A 21,582-nucleotide genomic window follows, 5' to 3' on the forward strand; every position below is an offset into this window, starting at 1 on the left:
GGAAGCATAGTGATATGTGAAGCTGACCAATACTAATTGCTCGTGAGGCTTGACTATACAACACCCAAGCAGTTGTATATAAAGCATCAATCGATTCATAAATCGACAAACAAACTTGATTTAGTTATTTCGCTAGATAAAATGAACAAGTCAGATTCAATCAGCCCAATCTGTAAAGATTTGGAAAACGCTTCGGCAAACAATAAGACCAAAGCAAGTATCCATAAACAGTTGTGCTGGCGACCATAGCAAGAGTGAACCACCTGATCCCTTCCCGAACTCAGAAGTGAAACCTCTTAGCGCTGATGGTAGTGTGGGGTTACCCATGTGAGAGTAAGTCATCGCCAGCTCATTATTCCAAACACCTCGGTCTCGAAAGAAACCGGGGTGTTTTTTTATCGCTAAAATTCAAATAAATATAAAACTCTGAATAAAGTAGACAATAAAAGCAGATATATATTACTTCTAAGAAAAAGTTCTGTTATAAATAACAAGAAAATTAATCTTTTAAGTATGAATAATAAGGGAAGTGGATCGATGATAATTTATGGTGATGTAGGTTCGGGCAATTGTTATAAGATTAAATTATTACTTTCCTTATTAAGAATTAATCATACATGGATCCATGTTGATATTTTAAACAAAGAAACTCAAACAGATGATTTTTTGTCGTTAAATCCGAATGGAAAAATACCTGTATTAGTGCTGGATGATGGTCGTGTTTTGAGTGAATCCAATGCTATTTTAGGTTATGTGGCTGAAGGAACAAAATTTATTCCTACAGATCCTTTTATTAAAGCAAAAATGTACCAATGGATGTTCTTTGAGCAGTATAGCCATGAACCATTTATTGCAGTTGCTCGTTTTATTAATAAATATTTAGGCTTACCGCCAGAAAGAATAGATGAATACCAGAACTTACAACCAAAAGGACATAAAGCGTTATCAATTATGGATAAAGCTTTAGTAGAGTATGATTATCTTGTTGGAAATCAATTAACCATTGCTGATATTGCTTTATATGCATACACACATGTCGCTGAGGAAGGCGGCTTTGATTTAAATTTATACCCAAATATTCGAGCATGGTGTCAAAGAATTCGAGAATATTCAGGTTATGTAGATATGATTTAAATAAAAAAGAACTCATATAGAGTTCTTTTTTATATCTGAAAGTCTGATTTAAAAATGTGCTTCTAAACCAACATAAGGACCTTTAAACTCAAATTTTAGGTCATTATTATCATAATCATCTAAGTCAATATTGAGTACGCGGTAGCCTGCCTTCAGTCCTAAATCAACTGCTAAATTATCGATGAATTTATACTTTACCTCTGCTAATGCATCAGTAATTTTTGCATCATTAAAGTTTGTATAGGTTGCTTCGCCTTTAGCACTTAAACCTGTGAATGGAAGTTTTACTTCGCCTGACAAATAAGCGATAGGATATGTTTTATCTATATCCACACGTTTGCCAGTATAAGCAGTGATATCACCATTTAATACAGTTGCACCAAGACCAGCATCTACACTCACGATATTATCAAGTAACTCGTAATAAAGAATAAAATCGCTATGATCTAAATTAATTTTATAGTTAGCTTGGCCTAAGGTTTCTGACTTAGTTTGCGTATCTAGATTTACATAGCGAATTTTTGCATTTGGAATAAATGGAATCGGGTGCTCAAAAGCTAATGATAGTTGAGCACTACCTTTTCGATCTAAATCTTGGTCATCTGGTAATTGTGAAGACATGTTTGCTTTACCATCGTAAAACCAGTAACTCACGTCTCCTTTAACCCCTATAAAATCCGCTTGAGCAAATCCACTAAGACTCATCCCGAGTGCTAGAAAAGACATTTTTAATATCTTCATCATCATATCCTAAGTAAAAGAAATCTTTGAGAGCATGATATAGATATCTGGGTAGTTATGCATTGATGAAAAATAGTGTATAAAAAGCTAATAAAGTTTTAATTTTTTAAAATATTATATGTTTTTGATTTTTATATAAAAATATGTATTTTGTTGTGAAAATTATTTTATAGAACTTAGTATAAATTTTGTGAAAACAGAAAATGATGTTTTGCTCATTATTATGAGAAAAATTAGTTGATATATCCACTTTGTGAAATCTAAAAGAATTTAAATGGTAGAAAATATCATTGTATATAGCAGCACAATAATATGTCTTAAAATACTAATATCAGTTAAAAAATGATCAGACTAGATCAAAATTTCTAAAAAAACGTAAAATTTCAGATGGAAATTACAGTAAAAAGAAATAAAAACAGGTATTGTTCAGCTATATAGGGGCAAAAAATGGACAAAAATCTTTAAGGAAGAATTTTCTATTTTTGCTTGTTTGTTTAGGGAAGAAAAATACTCAAAAGGTTCATTTTATTTTCTACAAACACAAAAGTATTTTTTGGTTCTTTTTTTGCATGCGGAATAACAATCAACAATAGCAGTAAAAATAAGTAATCTCTTAACATTAGGTGTTCTATGACAGATTCTCGTGAAAACTGGACGTCACGATCTGGTTTTATTATTGCAGCCGTTGGTTCGGCTGTAGGCTTAGGTAATATTTGGCGCTTTCCATACGTTGCATATGAAAATGGTGGTGGTGCGTTTCTTATTCCTTACTTACTTGCACTCATTACTGCTGGTTTACCGTTACTATTTTTAGATTATGCGGTAGGTCATCGTAGTACAGGTTCACCACCTAAAGCCTATAGAGCTTTGTTTAAGGGTGGAGAAACTTTAGGATGGTGGCAGGTTTGTGTTTGTATCATCATCGGTTTGTACTACGCAAGTGTACTGACTTGGGCTGGCAGTTATATTTATTTCTCTATTGGTCAAATGTGGGGAAGTGACCCAGAAGGCTTCTTCTTCAATACTTACTTACAGACCTCAAAAGCAACAGGCTTTGATTTGCAGTTTGTAAGTCATCTATTTTGGCCAATTGTAGGAATTTGGGCGCTGACTTTAATCATTTTATATGGTGGAGTGAAAAAAGGTGTTGAATTATCGAATAAGATTTTCATGCCTTTGTTATTTGTTTTATTTACTATTTTAGTGATTCAGTCATTGCGTTTACCTGGTGCAGCACAAGGTTTAAATGCATTCTTTACCCCAAACTGGTCTGCCATGATGGACTATAAAGTTTGGTTAGCTGCTTACGGTCATACCTTCTTTTCACTTTCTGTTGGTTTCGGGATCATGGTGACCTATGCATCTTATTTAAAACCAAAAACCAATTTGACAGGTTCTGGTCTTATTGTTGGTTTTGCCAATGCATCAACAGAGATTTTAGCGGGTATTGGTATTTTTGCTGCGCTTGGTTTTATGGCACATGCAGCAGGTACTGAAGTTAAAGATGTTGTAAGTGGTGGTATTGGACTCGCATTTATTGCTTTCCCTAAAATTATTTCAAGTTTAGGTTCTGGTGCTGACCTATTTGGTCTTTTGTTTTTCTCTTCATTATTTGTAGCTGGTATTTCTTCAATGGTCAGTATTTTAGAAGTACCTATTGCAGCGATGCAAGATAAGTTGAAGTGGGGACGTAAGAAAGCTGTAACCATTATCGGTGGTGGTAGTGCGCTTGTATCAATTATTTTATTCTCAAGTGTAAATGCTATTAAGCTTGTTGATATTGTTGACCACTTTATTAATAACATTGGGATTATTGGTGGTGCATTGATCTCAATTATTAGTGTAGCTTGGTTTAAACGTTCAGCACTTAAAGAGCTTCGTGACCATGTAAACCGAATTTCAACTATTCAATTAGGTAAAGGTTGGGACTTCACTTTAACTGTTATTACCTCTTTAATCTTATTAACAACACTTTCTATGACTTTTTTTAATTTGATCAAAAATGGCTATGATACTTATAGTATGAGCTTACAGGGTATCTTTGGCTGGGGCAGTGTAATTTTCTGTGCAGTCGTTGCTATCGTGTTAAGCAAAATGAAAGATCGCTAGGAGGATAAAGGAATGAATACTTCGGCAATCGTGATGATGATCATTTCAATGGTGTTTGTGTGGGGTGGGCTGGCTTTATCCATCTTACATTTATCTAAGCATCCTGAAGAGTTAGATGAAGTTTTAGAAGAAGTAAAAGACCAGCACACACTTTGATATTGGTCTAGAAAAAAGCAGGCTTTTAAGCCTGCTTTTTTTATGCGATTTTTTGGATTTTACAATAATAAAATCCATCACCAGATTGAGCTTGTGGCAACAATTGTTTGCCATGAGTTTGTTCAATTCCCCAAGCTGCTTCGATTTTCACTTCTTTTGCATCGGTATGTTCTGCAAAGAAGTTGATCATCTGTTGTTCATTTTCAGCTTTTAAAATTGAACAAGTGATGTAGAGCAATGTGCCACCAACTTTAAGTTGTTGCCACATGTGTTCCAAAATCTGCTTTTGTAGCTCAATGGTTTGCGCTATATCGGTAGATTGACGTAATAGGCGTATGTCAGGGTGACGTCGAATGACACCTGTCGCAGAACAAGGTGCATCAAGCACGATACAATCTACTGGTTCAGTCGGAGTCCACTCGGTTGCATCGGCAGCCAGAATTTCAGTATGGCTTTGATCTAGTGCTAGTCGGTTTAAGTTTTCAGTCACGCGGACTAAACGACTCGCGTCCTGATCAATCGCGATTAACTGTGCTGGTTTAAATTTTTCTAGCAAGTGAGCTGTTTTACCACCCGGAGCAGCACAAGCATCAATCACTGTTTTATTGTTTAAATCAGGCAATAGAGTTGCACATAGCTGTGCATGTTCATCTTGTACAGAAAACCATCCATCTTCAAAACCAGGCAGCTGGGTAATTTGTACAGATTGCTCAAGAACAATACCTGCTTCAGACAGAGCACATGCACGTGCCTGAATATCTAGACTTTGTAGTTTTGCTAAATAAGCATCTCGACCAATGTGTCGCTGGTTCACTCGTAAAGTTAAAGGTGCAACTTGTTTTAGCGATTGGCAGAGTGCTTCGGTTTGTTCACCCCAATCTTTTTTTAGTCGCTTAAAGAGCCAACTTGGTAAGCCATGCGCTTGCTGTAAACCTTGCTGAAAATCATCAGTTTCACGAGTAGCTCGGCGTAAAATAGCATTTACAATGCCACTGAGTGCAGGGAATCCAAGTTGTTTGGTCGCATCTACTGTTTCCGAAATGGCAGCATGTGCTGCAATACGCGTACATAAAACTTGATAAAGACCAACGTATAGGCAGGTTTCTACTGTCTCATTATTTAAAGGCTTACTGAGTAGAGGTAAGCTAATTGATTTAAGGGCAAACCATTGACGCAATGTACCTAATACAAGCTCATGGAATAAAGCACGGTCACGCTCTGCCACTTGATTGAGCTGTGTATTTAAAATACTAGCAAGTGATTGTCCTTGCTGAACTTTTAATAACGTCTGGACGACTTGAGCACGTAGGTTAAAACGTGATGAATTTGAATTAACCTGACTCATGGCAGAATCTGTCCTACGTGAAGTTTTTGAGTTTGTGCAATTTGCTGAGCATTTAATGCTTTACCACCCGGCCACTGTACACTCGTCAAACAAACAAATGTATTTTCACCGCAAGCAACATGCACGCCTTGTTTATCAATTGCAATAATTTCACCAGCTTGGGCATCTGCTTTGCTTTGACTAGAAACTGTTGAGTTCCAGACACGCAGTGCATTGTTTTCATCAAGCTGAACAAAAGCGACTGGCCAAGGGTTAAATGCACGGATATTTCGGTCAATTTGAACAGCATCTATTGACCAATCAATACGAGCTTCTGACTTTACGAGTTTATGAGCATAGACCGTTAAGCTTTCGTCTTGAACTTCGCGTTCTGCCAAATATTTTTGTAGTGTTTCTTCTGACTCAAGTACCGCACAAATTGCTGTTGCACCTTGATCTGCAAGTTTGTCATGTAAAGTCGCAGAAGTATCTTCGACAGTGATTGGGCAATAGGTTTTATACATCATATCGCCTGTATCTAAACCAGCAGCCATTTGCATGATGGTGATACCAGTTTCGTCGTCACCTGTTGCAATCGCGCGTTGAATGGGCGCTGCTCCACGCCAGCGTGGTAATAATGAACCGTGAATATTTAAGCAACCATATTTAGGTGTATCGAGCACAGCTTGTGGAAGAATTAAACCATAGGCTGCAACCACCATCACATCAGCGCCTAAAGCAGCAAGTTCTTGTTGAGCAGCCAAGCCTTCTTCAGTTGAAGCTTTGAAGTGGAGTGGTTGATAAACAGGAATATCATGTTCAAGTGCAAGCTGTTTTACAGGTGATGGCGTTAGTTTTTGTCCACGACCCGATTTACGATCTGGCTGAGTATAAACCGCGATAATTTCATGGGAAGTTTTTAATAAAGCTGCCAATGCTATTGCAGCAAATTCGGGGGTGCCAGCAAAAATAATTTTCACAAATGCAATCCAAAAAGAGTTTATGGGTAGTATACGTGAAAAACGTTTGAAGCCCTAAACTCATAGCGATCGAGCGTTTTAGTTTTTTAATAGTGAACAAAAAATTATTGAAAAAATTTTATTGATAAAAAAAGGTTATAAAAAAATAAAAAATTATTCATGTAAGTTTTGCTAAATATTGACTGAGTATTATCGTTATTGGCTTTCCCTATATTATTTGCTTCTATAGAATGGAGAATGATCAAATTATGATGATGAGTCAATATTCCGACTGATCTAACGCTATATCAGTATCATTCAGCCAGAGTGGAAGAAATTCCGCTCAAGCACAACTTGTTGGAAACACAAATGCCTGACTATCGTTCAAAAACATCGACACACGGAAGAAATATGGCTGGCGCACGTGGCTTATGGCGTGCAACAGGAATGAAAGATGAAGATTTCGGCAAACCGATTATTGCGGTGGTCAATTCATTTACTCAATTTGTTCCGGGCCATGTCCATCTAAAAGATCTAGGGCAGCTTGTCGCAGCAGAAATTCAGGCAGCAGGTGGTGTTGCTAAAGAGTTCAATACAATTGCAGTAGACGACGGTATCGCAATGGGGCATGACGGCATGCTTTATTCATTACCTTCACGTGATTTGATTGCAGACTCGGTTGAATACATGGTGAATGCACACTGTGCAGACGCCATGGTGTGTATTTCTAACTGTGACAAAATTACACCGGGAATGTTGATGGCTGCGATGCGCCTAAATATTCCAGTAGTTTTTGTGTCTGGCGGACCAATGGAAGCAGGTAAGGTTAAATTCCGCGGTAATGAAAAAGCGATTGACCTTGTTGATGCCATGGTTGTTGCGGCTGATGAAAGTTATACAGACGAAGAAGTTGCAGAATTTGAACGTTCAGCATGTCCAACCTGTGGTTCATGTTCAGGTATGTTCACTGCAAACTCAATGAACTGTTTAACCGAAGCTTTAGGCTTATCTTTACCGGGTAATGGTTCGATTGTTGCGACGCATGCAAACCGTAAAAAATTATTCTTAAAAGCAGGTCAGCTTATTGTTGAATTGGCTAAGCGCTATTACGAACAAGAAGATGCAAGTATTTTACCTCGTTCAATTGCAACTAAGGCTGCATTTAAAAATGCGATGACCCTTGATATTGCAATGGGTGGTTCAACCAATACAGTTCTACATTTATTGGCTGCGGCAAGTGAAGCTGAAGTTGATTTTACCATGGATGACATCGACGAATTATCACGTCGAGTTCCTGTACTTTCAAAAGTAGCACCTGCAAAACAAGATGTTCATATGGAAGATGTTCACCGTGCGGGTGGCATTATGGCGATCTTAGGTGAGCTTGATCGTGCGAATTTACTTGATGTATCTGTACCGACTGTACATGAGAAAACTTTAAAAGATGCATTAGATAAGTGGGACATTATTCGTACTGAAGATGCAGATGTTTATGAGTTCTATCGTTCATCTCCGGGTGGCGTACCAACTCAAGTTGCTTTCTCACAAAATCGTTACTACTCAACTTTAGATGGCGATCGTGAAAAAGGCGTGATTCGTAATGCAGAGCATGCATTCTCTAAAGATGGGGGTTTAGCAGTTCTATACGGCAACATCGCGCTTGATGGTTGTATCGTGAAAACTGCGGGTGTAGATGAATCGATCCTGAAATTTACGGGTACAGCACGCGTATTTGAAAGCCAAGATGCCGCTGTAGATGCAATTTTGGGTCATGAAATTAAAGCTGGTGACGTTGTTGTAATTCGTTACGAAGGTCCACGTGGTGGTCCGGGTATGCAAGAAATGCTTTACCCAACCAGCTATCTTAAATCGAAAGGTTTAGGAAAAGACTGTGCATTGGTGACAGATGGTCGTTTCTCTGGTGGTTCATCGGGTCTTTCAATTGGACACGTTTCGCCGGAAGCTGCGGAAGGCGGTGCAATTGGTTTGGTTGAAGATGGTGATACCATCGAAATTGATATTCCAAATCGCACGATTCACTTGAACGTTGATGATGCGACTATGGCGCACCGCCGTACAGTTCAGGAAGCGAAAGGCTGGCATCCGAAAGAAGAACGTAAACGTAAAGTATCAAAAGCGTTAAAAGTTTATGCAATGCATACAACAAGTGCGGCAAAAGGAGCTGTACGTGTTCTATAAAATATTCAATTTTAATAATTGAGTAGGAAACATGCACCCATTAACACGATGAATTGCTATCATGTTATGGGTGCATTTTTTATGTCTGGTAAAAAAAATCCGCTTGTAGAAAAAGGTGTTTTCAGATCATTCTATGGGTTTGCCATAAAATGGTGATAAAATCTTCACCTACGCAGAAACTCGCGAAATAACATGACATATTTTCTGCGCGAACTTAGGTAGTCATTTTTCTATCTCGACTACTGTTTAACCTTGCACTATGATCAAATAACTTTTGATCTCGCTTAGGATTTATTTTTTAGAGGCACTACTCATGTCACTGCTACGCCGTTGGTTTGACCCTATCCGATCGAGCTGGTTTTACCAAAAACCTTCTCGTCAAGCGGTGTTACCCACGGAAAATGGTTTAAGTATTTATTTACGACTTGATGATGTGTATAGCTATCTGGCTGTTCAGCAATTGTCTCAGCTAGATGAAATTTTAAGTGATGAGCTTAAACCTTTAAAAATTATTATTTCTCATACCGCTTCTGAACCTCCAAACAGCATGACGCATGAGGAATGGCAGAATTATTGTTTAAATGATGCCAAGATTTTAGCAAATCAGCATCGTTTTGCTTTTGATGAGTTCCCAGAAATCCCAAGCCAAGAAGCTTTAAAACAAGCCACTGTCATACTAAAAAGAACTCCATTACAAGGTCAGAACTTCTTCCATTTACTTGAAGATATCTTTCACATGCTTTGGCAACAGCAATATGGAAAGTTACGTACTTTACATGCCATGGCGGTGAAGCATCAGATGCCACAGCACTTCCCAGAACGTATTTTTACAGATGAGCCTGTACAGGCTGCGTACTTTGAATTTGGTGGACGTAAATATCACGCAGTGGATGATTTATTACGTCTAACCCGTCGTTTAAAACAACAAAAGTTACTGACAGGTATTCCGATTTTTTTAATTAATCATATCGAATGGCGTGAACATTTGATTAATGATGCTGAAGCACTCAATGAAATTCAGGCTCTTCATCCTGAGCTTGATGTATTTATTGCTTTAGAAGATCCAATGAGCTGGTTACTTCTCGCATATATTAAAGAAGAACTCGCAGACTATTATGATATTCAGTTAAAAGTTTATCCGCTTAGTTACCAAGGCAGAGACTGGTTTGACTGGAGCTTGGCAACCCGTGTTTCTAAACGTACTGAGGTGGCTTTTACACCGTTTTGTCGTCCTACAGAAGAAAGTACGCTTGAGATGGCAAAGCTTTTCTATAGTGTGCCAGAAAGTCAGCAACTCGATGCAATTTTTACGATTTTGCAGGCAGTTTGGACCAAAGGAAAAGACCTATCTTTCCAGAGGCATTTTCAAGAGTTACAACAGCAACTCGGCATTGAGCACTTAACTGAACAGGATGTCCCTTCTCTCTTGGAACAAAATGATGCACTTTGCAAAGACAAGCATCAGCCTGATTTGCCTGTTTTAGAGTTACGTATTGATGGGCAAAGTTATGTATTTAATAGCTTGTACCGAGTTTGGATGATTGAAAGTATTTTTAGTAATGTTTTAGAAGAAAAATACAAAACGGCCTCAACCTCTAATTGAGGCCTACTCCTAAAAACAAGAATAGGGCAAAACCTGTTTTTTCCGTAGCATAACCATGTAGGGAATCGGAGATAAACAGTGACTTTTTTAGCAATTATTATGATGGTGTTCGCCTTTGCTGGCATGATCAAAGGCATGATTGGCCTAGGTTTGCCCGCAGTATCAATGGGCTTACTCACCATCGCAATGAGCCCTTTTCAGGCTGCATCTCTTTTAATTGTTCCTTCAATGGTCACCAATGTTTGGCAGCTTTTTGCTGAGGGGCATGTTTGGGCTTTTATTCGCCGTTTCTGGACCTTACTCGTAGGCATTGTGGTTGGTTCAATATGGAGCTTTTTACCGACTTTAAGTCAAAGCCATGGGCATAGTAGTGAGATTTTATTGGGCTGTATGTTGGCTTTATATGGGCTTTATGGACTGTGTGTCAAAAAGCTTCCACACTTAGGGAAACATGAGCGCTGGTTATCGCCGATTATTGGATATATTGGTGGGGCAGTCACCGTAGCCACAGGCGTCATTATTATTCCTATCGTGCCTTACTTACAGTCTTTACATTTAAAACGTGACGAGCTGGTTCAGGCTTTGGGATTAACGTTTACGGTTTCTACCATTTGCCTTGCAGTCTTTTTACACCATAACCCGATGTCGGGAGTAACACTGGACTATCGTTTATCTTTAGCTGCGCTGTTGGCTGCACTCATTGGAATGTGGATCGGTAAAAAAATTCGTTATCGACTCAATGAGCAGTTATTTCGACGTATCTTTTTTATAGGGTTGGTGTCGTTAGGGCTTTATATGATTTTGCACTAAACCAAATTTCTAAGGGCGATGCTCTAATAGAAAATCTGCAAATTGCTTATAACTGCTAGGCAACTGGCTGAAATTTTGTGTTGCCAAAAGTAGTTTTCGGTTTGCCCATGCGCCGAGTAATTGAATGGAGTGGAAATCATAGTCCGATTGGAGGCGCTGCGCCGCACGGGCAGGCATAATCGCAATACCCACGCCTTTGGCAACGACTTCAGCAATTGCGCTAAAGTTAGGTAAGCGCAAACGGTACTGTATGTTAAAGCCTAATAATTTCGCTTGAGTTTCAATGGACTGTTGCAAAGAGTGATGGGCTTTAAGGCCAATAAAACCATAGCTTAAAGCCTCTACCAAATTTAGCTTTTGATATTGAGCTAACTCATGTGTAGCAGGACAAATCAAAACTAAAGGATCACTCGCAAATTCTTTCGTTTGCAAATGTCGGGTATCAAAAAAGCTTGAGACCAAGCCAAGGCTCGCAATTCCTTGGGTTAATGCATCTACAATTTCTGAGCTTTCTGCTTCGTGCAAATCGATATTCATTTCAGGATGAAGCACTAAATATTGCGGTAATAACGGAGGCAAATATTCGCTTTGAGCTGAAGAGTTACACCAAAGCGTTAATGGCTCTATTGTAGAAGACTTAAAGCGCTGCATTTCTTGTTCGAGTTGATCTTTTTGTGCTAAAAGCTGACGAGCATGTTCTACAAAAGCATGTCCCGCTGTGGTGAGCTCTACGCCTGTAGTTTGGCGAATAAATAAAGGTGTTTCAAAATACTGTTCGAGTTTTTTTATACGCTCACTCGCCGCCTGAAGTGAAATCGCAGAGCGGTCAGCACCTTTGGTGAGGCTACCAGTCGAGACAATATGAAGGACCAGCTGTAAATCAAAAAAATCAAAACGCATGATAGGAACGTATTGAAGCGCAAAAAATCATCATACTAAATCGGAATGAAAAAAGGCAGCTTACGCTGCCTTTTTGAATTTAAGTTTTATCTTTTAAACTGAACAACCAATTTAGAATAATGGCCGCAAATGTTGCGGTACCAATACCGCCTAAATTGAAATTACCGAACAATAATTCAAAGTTACCGGCACCTAAAATAATCGTGACTGAAGCAACAATCAGATTTTTATTATTAGAAAAATCAACTTTGTTTTCGATCCAGATTTTTGCACCGGCAATGGTAATTAAACCAAATACGACAATAGATGCACCTGTCAAAACTGCGCTTGGAATAGTGCTAATGACAGCACCAAATTTTGGAGATAGACCTAAGAAAATTGCAAAGACGCCTGCAATCACAAAAACAATGGTTGAGTACACACGAGTGACTGCCATCACACCAATGTTTTCACCGTAAGTAGTCATCCCCGGCGCGCCGACACTACCAGAAAGCGTTGTAGCCAAACCATCTGCAACAAATGCTTTGCCTAATTGTGGTGTTAGGTTTTCGCCAGTCATGGCACCAACAGCTTTAATATGGCCTAAGTTCTCTGCTACTAAAATAAGCGCAACTGGCGCAATAATTAGCATAGCTTTAGTATCAAAAGTAGGATGTGAAAAGCTTGGGATACCGAACCATGCAGCTTGAGAGATCTGGCTAAAATCGATTGGTTTACCTAAACCTAAACCATTGGTCGTGATGGCATAAATTGCATAAGCCAAGATTAAACCAATTAATAGAAGTAGACGTTGTAGTAGGCCACGTGTAAAGACTGCAATACTGCCCATACAAAGCACAGTAATTAATGCCATCCACATTTCAAATGGTTGGCCTGCAACGCCTTTAATGGTAACAGGTGCAAGGTTTAGACCAATAATCATCACAATTGCGCCAGTCACCACAGGCGGCATGAGTTTTTCAATCCAGCGCGTACCCGTAAGCATGACAATAAAACCGATGAGTGCGTAAAAAATACCACACGCTACGATTCCACCTAAAGCCATAGACAGGTTTGGATTGGCACCCGAACCTGTAATGTGCCCAGTCGCTGCTGCAACCACACCAATAAAGGCAAAACTTGATCCTAAGTAACTTGGAACACGACCACCTGTAATTAAGAAAAACAGGATGGTACAGATACCGGACATTAAAATAGCAAGGTTAGGATTAAAACCCATGAGTAGCGGCGCTAAAACAGTAGCTCCAAACATGGCAAATGCATGTTGGATACCTAAAACGGCACTTTGAACTGGTGGGAGATATTCATTGGTAGAGACCGGTCGATGGTCAACATCACCTTGGTAAGGCTGCCATTTTGGAAACCAGTTGGACATAAAATAAGCTCATTATTCTTTAATTGGTGCAATCATACCCTTTCTTGGGAAAGCATTTAATCTCTAGAGAGAAGTATATGGGAGAAAAGTAATTATTTTTTAACGATTGGTATAATCTTAATAATTCTAAATATGCGGAATTAGTTATTTTTTTATAATAAAGCTTAATTTTATGATTTTAAAAAATTTTTTAAAAAAATAAAAAATCGGGGAAAATTTATGAAAAATGAGGAACTTTGCAAGTAAAAAGCAGCACATCGGTGATGTGCTGCTTTGTCAAACGATTGGTAAAAAAGCTTAACCCGTATTGCGTAAACCAGCAGCAATACCCGCAATACTGACCATCAGGGCATGGTCAACAGGGGTATTCTCTGCCTGACGCTCCGCTAGGTAATCGCGGCGGCGTTTCATGAGTTCAGCCTGTAGAAGATGCAAAGGAAGTAAGTATGGTTTACGAACCTGCATAGATTGATCAAGAACATCATTATTGCTAAGAAGTTTTGACTCATCTTTTAGAGTTAATAAAGTTTGTACAGCATCTTTTAGTCGTTGGCGTAACTGGTTGCCCAATACTTTTAAATCTTCATCTTCAGTTAAATGGGACTCGTAGTAGAGTGCAATGTTGGCATCGGCTTTAGACAATACCATTTCCAGCATATCAATGAGCGTTTGGAAATAAGGCCATTGCTGGAGCATTTCATCAAGTGTTGCTTTTTGCTGATCGGCAATTACTTCATTAATGGCAGCGCCAGTACCTAACCATGCAGGCAACATCAAACGAATTTGTGTCCAAGCAAATACCCATGGGATCGCACGTAAAGACTCGATGCCGCCACTCACTTTACGTTTTGCTGGACGCGAGCCTAACGGCAACATTTGTAACTCAAGCTCAGGTGTGACAGTACGTAAGTACTTCACAAAATGTGGGTTTTCACGAACTGTTTGACGATAAACCTTCACAGAATGATCTGTCATACGGTTCATGAGTTCACGCCATTCGGTTTTAGGCTCTGGTGGTGGTAACAATGTCGCTTCAAGTGTTGCTGCGGTATAGATTTCAAGGTTTTGCATTGCAATACCTTCTAGACCGAATTTGAAGCGGATCATTTCACCTTGTTCTGTCACACGAATTGCGCCAGAGATTGAACCTGGTGGCTGTGAGAACAGTGCCTGTTGGGTTGGGGCACCACCACGGCTAATTGAGCCGCCACGACCGTGGAATAGCGTTAACTGTACGCCGTGTGTTTGAGCAATTGCAGTCAGCTCTTCTTGAGCACGATATTGCGCCCAGTTGGCAGACATAAAGCCAGCATCTTTTGCAGAGTCGGAGTAACCGATCATGACTTCGTGTTTACCCTGAATGTGCTGTTTATACCAATGCATATTGAACAGCGTATTCATGGTAGTTGCAGCGCCATCTAAATCTTTTAGAGTTTCAAACAGAGGCACCACACGTAAAGGATGCTGAATACCTGCTTCTTTTTGCAATAACAATACCGCCAAAACATCACTTGGATATTCAGCCATCGAAATAATATAAGCCCCTAACGACTCAGGCGGTTGGTCTGCCAAAGTACGCATGGTTGCAAATACTTCTTGGACATCTGGGTGGCCAATTAAACTACCTTCTGGTTCATTAATATATTTCGGTAAAAGTGGGCGTTTACTTTGGAGTTCCTGAATGAGGAAGTTTTGGCGGGCCTGTTCAGTCCATGACTCAAAATTACCTAAACCTAAATATTCGGTAATGGCTGAAATGGCTTGGCGATGGCGACCTGATTCTTGGCGAATATCAAGTTTAAGTAATTCAATACCAAAACAGTTCACACGGTAGATAAAGTCGAGAAGTTGACCATTCGCAATTTCTGGAAGATTACTGTCAATTAAAGAGCGATAGCACAGCAATAATGGTTGTAACAGCTCATCTTTGCTTTTAATGACATTGCTGTCATCTGCTTCTAAACCTTGTAGACGCTGCGCTAACCAGTGACGAGTTGCTTTTAAGCGTTCGCGTGTAGCACGTAAATACTCACGATAAGGTTCTGCATGTTGGCTACCAATCGCTTGAATCATTTCTTCGGAACACGTCTGAATTGAAAGTTCCCAACGTAAGTTTTCAATATCTCTCAGATAAAGGTCGGCAGCTTGCCAGCGTGATAACCACAACACTTCTTGAGTGATTTGATGAGTAACGTTCGGGTTACCATCACGGTCTCCACCCATCCAAGAAGCAAAGCGCACTGGTGCAATATTGAGTGGTAAGTTTTGTTGGCAATTGTCTTGAACTAATTCATTTAATTCACGAATGAATTTAGGTACGGCATTCCAAAGCGTTTGCTCAATGGTTGCAAAGCCCCATTTTGCCTCATCGACAGGAGTCGGGCGGTGCTGACGAATTTCATCTGTTTGCCAAGCCGAACTAATTTGTTGTTTTAAGTTGGCAAGAGCATTTTGGCGTTCACGTGGAGTAAGCTTTTGCTGATCAAGCTGTGAAAGACAAGCGTTGATATCATCATATTTTTGAATGAGGGTACGACGGCTGACTTCGGTTGGGTGCGCCGTAAGTACCAGTTCAATATTTAAATCACAAATTTGCTGAAATAGTTTTTCTGTCGAAATACTTTTATCTTTAAATTTTTGAAATAAGTGAACAAGTGGATTTGGAGAATTAGCCTCCGAATCAAATTCTGCCTGTCTGCGGCTACGCACGACATGGTATTGCTCGGCAATATTGGCAAAATTGAGGAAGTGAGAAAAAGCGCGGGTGAGAGGTAATAGCTCTTCATCGGGCAGTTCTAAAAATAATTGTTCTAATTGCTTTTCGGCTTCAGCTTGACCATCACGTGCACCTTTGGCAAGTGCACGGATTTGCTCGATCTGATTAAACAGTTCCTGTCCTGCATGTTGTTTTAGGGTTTCACCTAACAAATTGCCAAGTAAGCGGACATCCTCACGCAGTGGCGCATCGATTTGCTGAACCATGCTATTTTTCTCCTGTTCTTATTCTTATCGAATATAGCGCGATTAACAAACATTCCAAGCTTTGAGCGTAAGAAAATGTGAATTTTTGCTTAAAAAATCACATTTAATTCGCTTATAGCGACTTAAAAGATGACATGCACTCAGTGCAACTTTTGGCAATCGGACTTTGGTTTAATTCCGATATTTAAGCAGGAATAAATGAATTGCATCTTGAATAATCTGGTCTAACTCTTGCGCATTCGGTACAGCAATAATCCTAAGTAGAACTTTATGGTGACGTACACCAAGCAACAACGTTAAAAGAAGCTCTGTTTGATAAACGGGATCATCGGCCTGAATAAAACCTAGCTCAGCTGCTTTTTGGAAGAACGCGGCTAACAGATTTTGAAGTCGGGTATGGGATGCCGTGAAAAATTGTTCAGCTAAAGGGCTTTGTTCTGCTGCGAGTTCAAATAACACATGTTCAAGCTTTAATGCTTCAGGTGAATAAATAATTTGTAAGGCACGTGAACACACCATATACAGTGTTTGATAAAAATCTGCCGATGCATCTAATTCAAATGGTTTAGTGCCTAGAGTCTCTTCGCAAGTTTCGGTAATCGCGCAGATAAACAGGTTTGCTTTGTCTTGAAAGTGGTTATAAACCGTAAGTTTAGTAACTCCGGCTTCCTGTGCAATCTGGTTCATGCTGGTACCGTGATAACCAGATTTTAAAAAAATAGCTTTAGCGGCTTGTAGGATACGAGCACGCTTTTCCAGATCTTTAGGACGACCACTTTGATTAACTGTTTGCACAAAACCCTCGAATAAAAGTTTAAAAAAATAGATATTTATAAGTTTTTCTTTAATTAATGTACCCATGGGTATATTAATTAAAAAACAAACAAACTATGATGCAAACATATTGTGCCTTAAAAAATCAGTTTGAATAAGAGCGATAAGATATGAATCTGTTAAAACCTCTCATCATGAGTATGGTGATTGTTTGCACGGTCACATTAATGGGGTGTAGTAAAGAGGCTCCCAAAACAGAAGAAATACCCTATGTGATGGTGACGCAGCCTTCGACCACACTAAACGAATTAAAAAGCTATGCAGGAGATGTACAGGCTCGACAACAAACTGCCTTGGCATTTCGGGTGGGTGGACAAGTTACGGCTCGCTATGTCGATGTCGGCGACCGAGTTAAAGTTGGACAAGTATTAGCAAAGCTCGATGTAGCAGATGCTCAGCTACAATTAAATGCTGCCAAAGCTCAATTACAAAATGCACAGGCAGCAGCGAAAACAGCATCAGATGAACTTAAACGTTTTCAACAATTATTACCTGTTAATGCAGTAAGCCGTTCACAATTTGATACGGTCAAAAATCAGTACGACGCGGCTCAAGCAGCGTTACAACAAGCCCGCTCTAACTATGAAGTTTCTGCAAACCAAACTGGTTATAACCAACTCATTTCTAATAAAAACGGGGTGATTACAGCACGTAATATTGAAATTGGACAAGTCGTTTCAGCAGGTCAAGCAGCTTATCAATTGGCGATTGATGGTGAGCGTGAAGTAGTCATCGGCGTACCTGAACAAGCGGTTGCCGAGATTAAAATTGGTCAAGCGGCTTGGATTACTTTGTGGTCTAAACCGAATGAAAAATTTGCCGGGTATGTACGCGAAGTTTCTCCTGCGGCTGATCAGTCTCGTACCTTTACAGTTAAGGTAGCTCTCAAAGAAGGCCAATCTGCTATTCAGCTTGGACAAAGTGCTCGCGTATTTTTTAGCTCGACTCAAACTAATGTCATGAGTGTGCCACTTTCGAGTGTTTCAGCTACAGATAATCAAGCTTATGTATGGGTAGTCAATGCCAACCAAACTTTACGTAAAGTACCTGTAACAGTTGGGGCATATGGCAGAGATAGTGTGCCCGTGTTAACTGGTTTAACACCAAATGATTGGGTTGTGATTGGTGGGGTTCATTTGCTACGCGATAAGCAGAAGATTCATCCGATTGACCGTGAAAACCGTGCGGTGAAAATTCAGGGGGCAACGAAGCCATGAAATTCAATCTCTCGGAATGGGCACTGAATAATAAAGGCATTGTCCTTTATTTCATGCTGTTGCTTGGCATTATCGGTGCAATCTCTTATTCAAAACTATCACAAAGTGAAGATCCGCCTTTTACCTTTAAAGTGATGGTCGTCAAAACCTACTGGCCTGGAGCGACTGCCAAAGAAGTTTCAACGTTGGTAACTGATCGCATTGAAAAGGAACTGATGACCACAGGGCAGTATGAAAAGATTATGGCCTACTCCCGCCCGGGTGAGTCTATGGTTACTTTCTTTGCCAAGGATTCATTGAAGTCGGCACAGATTCCTGATGTTTGGTACAACGTTCGTAAAAAGGTCAATGACATTCGCACTGAACTCCCAAGCGGTGTACAAGGCCCTTTTTTCAATGATGAGTTCGGTGATACTTTCGGTAATATTTATGTACTGACAGGCAAGGACTTTGACTATGCCCTTTTGAAAGAATATGCCGATCGTTTGCAATTACAGCTGCAACGTGTCAAGGACGTTAGCAAAGTCGAATTGGTTGGCTTACAAGACCAAAAAATCTGGATTGAGATTTCAAACACTAAAGCAGTTCAGCTCGGTATTCCTCTTTCTGCAATTCAAGAAGCCCTACAAAAGCAAAATAGTATGGCAAGCGCTGGTTTCTTTGAAACTGGTACGGATCGTATTCAAATTCGTGTAAGTGGACATTTACAGAGCGTTGATGAAATTAAGAAAACGCCTTTACTGGTAGGCAACAAAACCATTCAACTTGGTGATGTCGCTGATGTTTACCGCGGTTTTAGTCAACCGGCTCAACCTCGTATGCGTTTCATGGGTGAAAATGGTATTGGCCTCGCCGTATCGATGCGTAAGGGCGGTGACATTATTGCCTTGGGTAAAAATCTGGAAACGGAATTTGCCCAACTGCAAAAGACTTTGCCTTTAGGTATGAAATTACAGAAGGTATCTGATCAACCGGTAGCTGTGCAACGCAGTATTCATGAGTTTGTGAAAGTACTTGCTGAAGCAGTCATTATTGTTTTGTTAGTGAGCTTTTTCTCTTTAGGTTTCCGTACAGGTTTAGTGGTTGCTTTTTCCATTCCTTTGGTTTTAGCAATGACTTTTGCCGGCATGAATATATTCGATGTCGGACTACATAAGATTTCTCTGGGTGCTCTGATTTTAGCTTTAGGCTTACTCGTCGATGACGCGATTATTGCAGTCGAGATGATGGCAATTAAGATGGAGCAGGGCTATAGCCGAATTAAGGCCGCCGGATTTGCGTGGAAAACAACGGCCTTTCCAATGCTGACAGGGACACTCATTACTGCGGCGGGCTTTTTACCTATTGCTACGGCACAGTCTAGTACAGGTGAATACACGCGTTCGATCTTTCAGGTAGTGACCATTGCCTTATTGGTGTCTTGGGTTGCCGCAGTTTTATTTGTGCCTTATTTGGGTGAAAAACTACTGCCTGATTTTACTAAGACGGGACATCAAGCACCTTGGTATGTTCGTTTATGGGCAAGATTAACGAAAAAACCGCAACCACAAACTATCGAGATTTCACAGGACCATCATTATGATCCTTATCAATCTAGTTTCTATTTACGTTTTAGGAAAATGGTTGAGTTTTGCGTGACCTATCGTAAAACTGTAATTGCGACAACAGTCGGGATATTCGTGCTCTCTGTGCTGATGTTTAAAATGGTTCCTCAGCAATTTTTCCCACCTTCAAACCGTACCGAGATTTTAGTCGATTTAAAACTTGAAGAAGGGGCTTCATTAACCGCTACAGAACAAGCGGTGAAAAAGGTTGAACAGTTTCTGTCTAAACAAAAAGGTATTGATAACTATGTGGCTTATGTGGGTACAGGTTCACCGCGTTTTTATTTACCGTTAGACCAGCAATTGCCACAAGCGAGCTTTGCACAATTTGTGGTTTTAGCGACTTCACTTGATGACCGTGATGAAATTCGTCGCTCGCTAGAAACCCAAATTAAACAGTTGCTTCCACAAGTTCGTACTCGTGTGTCATTACTAGAAAATGGCCCGCCTGTGGGTTATCCATTGCAGTATCGCGTGTCAGGTGAAGATCTCAATTTGGTACGTAAAGAGGCTCAGCAGGTTGCTAAGGTCATTAGTGAAAACCCAAATACCACCAATGTGCATCTAGACTGGGGTGAGCCGAGTAAGATTATTGCAATTCAGATTGATCAAGACCGTGCTCGACAAATGGGTGTCTCTAGTGTGGATTTGGCGAGCTTCCTGAACGCTTCAATTACAGGTAGTGCGATTGAACAGTATCGTGAAAAGCGTGAACTGATTGAGATCCGCTTACGTGGTGATCAAGCTGAGCGTGTTGAAGTCGCTTCACTGGCAAGTTTAGCGGTCCCAACAGCCAATGGAACGACAGTACCGTTAGCCCAGATTGCGAAAATTGAATATAAGTTTGAGGATGGCCTGATTTGGCATCGTAACCGTTTACCAACGATTACTGTGCGTGCAGATATTCGTACTAAATTGCAGCCAGCGACTGTTGTGGGTGAGTTAGCCGAATCAATGGACAAGTTACGCGCTGAATTACCAAGTGGTTATCTGATTGAAGTGGGTGGAACTGTCGAAGAGTCGGCACGTGGGCAAAGTTCAGTTAATGCCGGTATGCCACTGTTTTTAGCGGTTGTGATGACATTACTGATGATTCAGCTTAAGAGTCTGTCTCGGGCAACGATTGTGTTCTTGACTGCACCATTAGGTTTAATCGGTGTTGTTCTGTTTTTACTTCTGTTTAATAAACCATTTGGTTTTGTGGCCATGCTAGGAACCATTGCCTTGTCCGGTATGATTATGCGTAACTCGCTCATTTTGATTGATCAGATTGAACAAGATAGGCAAGCAGGGCATCCGACATGGGAAGCGATTATTGATGCAACAGTACGTCGTTTCCGTCCAATTATTCTGACAGCTTTAGCAGCTGTGTTAGCGATGATTCCACTTTCGCGGAGTATTTTCTTCGGTCCAATGGCTGTTGCAATTATGGGCGGACTGATTGTAGCGACTATGCTGACATTATTTTTCCTACCTGCATTGTATGCTGCGTGGTTTAAGGTGAAAAAAACCGCATAAAATACATAATTTTTTTGTGAATAAAGGTGCGAAATATTGAAAACTCCAATATAGTAGCACCTGTCTTTACACAAAAAATACAGGATTACTTCGCTGCATAAAAAATAGGCATATTGC

The 21,582-nt window shown here is 40.0% G+C and carries 15 protein-coding genes and 1 rRNA gene; 9 read left to right on the forward strand and 7 right to left on the reverse strand.

What is annotated here, in order from left to right; all coding sequences use genetic code 11:
* Positions 1-235 precede the first annotated feature (235 nt).
* Both rrf and MSG95_RS08675 read left to right on the forward strand, forming a co-directional pair.
* Positions 236-350, forward strand: a 5S ribosomal RNA gene (rrf, locus tag MSG95_RS08670).
* A 187-nt stretch (positions 351-537) separates the two neighbouring features.
* Positions 538-1,134, forward strand: a complete 597-nt coding sequence (locus MSG95_RS08675) for a glutathione S-transferase family protein (RefSeq protein WP_077165357.1) — start codon at positions 538-540, stop codon at positions 1,132-1,134.
* 48 nt (positions 1,135-1,182) lie between these two features.
* Here MSG95_RS08675 and MSG95_RS08680 read toward each other — a convergent pair whose 3' ends face one another.
* On the reverse strand, positions 1,183-1,875 hold the full coding sequence (locus tag MSG95_RS08680; RefSeq protein ID WP_025465232.1) for a TIGR04219 family outer membrane beta-barrel protein: 693 nt from the start codon (positions 1,873-1,875) through the stop codon (positions 1,183-1,185).
* A gap of 630 nt (positions 1,876-2,505) precedes the next feature.
* Between MSG95_RS08680 and MSG95_RS08685 the strand changes: the two genes are divergently transcribed.
* Both MSG95_RS08685 and MSG95_RS08690 read left to right on the forward strand, forming a co-directional pair.
* A complete protein-coding gene (locus tag MSG95_RS08685; RefSeq protein ID WP_077165356.1) occupies positions 2,506-3,984 on the forward strand; it encodes a sodium-dependent transporter in 1,479 nt (492 codons plus the stop codon).
* Between the two features lie 12 nt (positions 3,985-3,996).
* On the forward strand, positions 3,997-4,140 hold the full coding sequence (locus MSG95_RS08690; protein WP_004704675.1) for a methionine/alanine import family NSS transporter small subunit: 144 nt from the start codon (positions 3,997-3,999) through the stop codon (positions 4,138-4,140).
* 40 nt (positions 4,141-4,180) lie between these two features.
* Here MSG95_RS08690 and rsmB read toward each other — a convergent pair whose 3' ends face one another.
* Both rsmB and fmt read right to left on the reverse strand, forming a co-directional pair.
* Positions 4,181-5,485, reverse strand: coding sequence for a 16S rRNA (cytosine(967)-C(5))-methyltransferase RsmB (gene rsmB, locus MSG95_RS08695; protein ID WP_077165355.1), 1,305 nt, complete (start codon positions 5,483-5,485; stop codon positions 4,181-4,183).
* Positions 5,482-6,444 (reverse strand): methionyl-tRNA formyltransferase, encoded by a 963-nt coding sequence (gene fmt / locus MSG95_RS08700; protein WP_077165354.1) that lies wholly within the window; start codon positions 6,442-6,444, stop codon positions 5,482-5,484. The genes rsmB and fmt overlap by 4 nt, the downstream gene beginning before the upstream one ends.
* Before the next feature lie 348 nt (positions 6,445-6,792).
* Between fmt and ilvD the strand changes: the two genes are divergently transcribed.
* The 3 genes from ilvD (at position 6,793) to MSG95_RS08715 (ending at position 11,035) form a co-directional block, all read left to right on the forward strand.
* On the forward strand, positions 6,793-8,622 hold the full coding sequence (ilvD, locus tag MSG95_RS08705; RefSeq protein WP_019458622.1) for a dihydroxy-acid dehydratase: 1,830 nt from the start codon (positions 6,793-6,795) through the stop codon (positions 8,620-8,622).
* A gap of 313 nt (positions 8,623-8,935) precedes the next feature.
* The gene (locus tag MSG95_RS08710) at positions 8,936-10,225 is read left to right on the forward strand and encodes a hypothetical protein (RefSeq protein WP_077165353.1); all 1,290 of its coding nucleotides are present in this window, start codon (positions 8,936-8,938) and stop codon (positions 10,223-10,225) included.
* Positions 10,226-10,303: 78 nt separating this feature from the next.
* Positions 10,304-11,035, forward strand: coding sequence for a sulfite exporter TauE/SafE family protein (locus tag MSG95_RS08715; protein ID WP_213033554.1), 732 nt, complete (start codon positions 10,304-10,306; stop codon positions 11,033-11,035).
* A 9-nt stretch (positions 11,036-11,044) separates the two neighbouring features.
* Here MSG95_RS08715 and MSG95_RS08720 read toward each other — a convergent pair whose 3' ends face one another.
* The 4 genes from MSG95_RS08720 to MSG95_RS08735 form a co-directional block, all read right to left on the reverse strand.
* Positions 11,045-11,935 carry a LysR family transcriptional regulator gene (locus MSG95_RS08720; protein WP_039253949.1) on the reverse strand — a complete coding sequence of 297 codons (891 nt, stop codon included), beginning with the start codon at positions 11,933-11,935 and terminating at the stop codon, positions 11,045-11,047.
* Between the two features lie 79 nt (positions 11,936-12,014).
* Positions 12,015-13,310, reverse strand: a complete 1,296-nt coding sequence (locus tag MSG95_RS08725) for a solute carrier family 23 protein (RefSeq protein WP_077163779.1) — start codon at positions 13,308-13,310, stop codon at positions 12,015-12,017.
* A 297-nt stretch (positions 13,311-13,607) separates the two neighbouring features.
* On the reverse strand, positions 13,608-16,292 hold the full coding sequence (gene ppc, locus MSG95_RS08730; RefSeq protein ID WP_077165352.1) for a phosphoenolpyruvate carboxylase: 2,685 nt from the start codon (positions 16,290-16,292) through the stop codon (positions 13,608-13,610).
* A 171-nt stretch (positions 16,293-16,463) separates the two neighbouring features.
* Complete coding sequence (locus tag MSG95_RS08735; RefSeq protein WP_039254035.1) at positions 16,464-17,087, reverse strand: TetR/AcrR family transcriptional regulator; 624 nt, start codon at positions 17,085-17,087, stop codon at positions 16,464-16,466.
* Between the two features lie 149 nt (positions 17,088-17,236).
* Here MSG95_RS08735 and MSG95_RS08740 point away from each other — a divergent pair, with 149 nt between their 5' ends.
* The gene (locus tag MSG95_RS08740) at positions 17,237-18,343 is read left to right on the forward strand and encodes an efflux RND transporter periplasmic adaptor subunit (RefSeq protein ID WP_077165351.1); all 1,107 of its coding nucleotides are present in this window, start codon (positions 17,237-17,239) and stop codon (positions 18,341-18,343) included.
* Positions 18,340-21,465 carry an efflux RND transporter permease subunit gene (locus MSG95_RS08745; protein ID WP_077165350.1) on the forward strand — a complete coding sequence of 1,042 codons (3,126 nt, stop codon included), beginning with the start codon at positions 18,340-18,342 and terminating at the stop codon, positions 21,463-21,465. Before MSG95_RS08740 ends, MSG95_RS08745 begins: the two co-directional genes overlap by 4 nt.
* Positions 21,466-21,582: the final 117 nt, after the last annotated feature.

Source organism: Acinetobacter sp. IK23, from assembly GCF_035615275.1.
GTDB lineage: Bacteria > Pseudomonadota > Gammaproteobacteria > Pseudomonadales > Moraxellaceae > Acinetobacter > Acinetobacter seifertii.

Excerpts from the sequence above, each read along its gene's own strand:
- MSG95_RS08710 (WP_077165353.1), top strand. The coding sequence starts at position 8,936 with ATGTCACTGCTACGCCGTTGGTTTGACCCTATCCGATCGAGCTGGTTT.
- MSG95_RS08685 (WP_077165356.1), top strand. The coding sequence starts at position 2,506 with ATGACAGATTCTCGTGAAAACTGGACGTCACGATCTGGTTTTATTATT.
- MSG95_RS08680 (WP_025465232.1), bottom strand. The coding sequence starts at position 1,875 with ATGAAGATATTAAAAATGTCTTTTCTAGCACTCGGGATGAGTCTTAGT.
- ppc (WP_077165352.1), bottom strand. The coding sequence starts at position 16,292 with ATGGTTCAGCAAATCGATGCGCCACTGCGTGAGGATGTCCGCTTACTT.
- MSG95_RS08720 (WP_039253949.1), bottom strand. The coding sequence starts at position 11,935 with ATGCGTTTTGATTTTTTTGATTTACAGCTGGTCCTTCATATTGTCTCG.
- MSG95_RS08690 (WP_004704675.1), top strand. The coding sequence starts at position 3,997 with ATGAATACTTCGGCAATCGTGATGATGATCATTTCAATGGTGTTTGTG.
- ilvD (WP_019458622.1), top strand. The coding sequence starts at position 6,793 with ATGCCTGACTATCGTTCAAAAACATCGACACACGGAAGAAATATGGCT.
- MSG95_RS08745 (WP_077165350.1), top strand. The coding sequence starts at position 18,340 with ATGAAATTCAATCTCTCGGAATGGGCACTGAATAATAAAGGCATTGTC.
- MSG95_RS08675 (WP_077165357.1), top strand. The coding sequence starts at position 538 with ATGATAATTTATGGTGATGTAGGTTCGGGCAATTGTTATAAGATTAAA.
- MSG95_RS08725 (WP_077163779.1), bottom strand. The coding sequence starts at position 13,310 with ATGTCCAACTGGTTTCCAAAATGGCAGCCTTACCAAGGTGATGTTGAC.
- MSG95_RS08740 (WP_077165351.1), top strand. The coding sequence starts at position 17,237 with ATGAATCTGTTAAAACCTCTCATCATGAGTATGGTGATTGTTTGCACG.
- rsmB (WP_077165355.1), bottom strand. The coding sequence starts at position 5,485 with ATGAGTCAGGTTAATTCAAATTCATCACGTTTTAACCTACGTGCTCAA.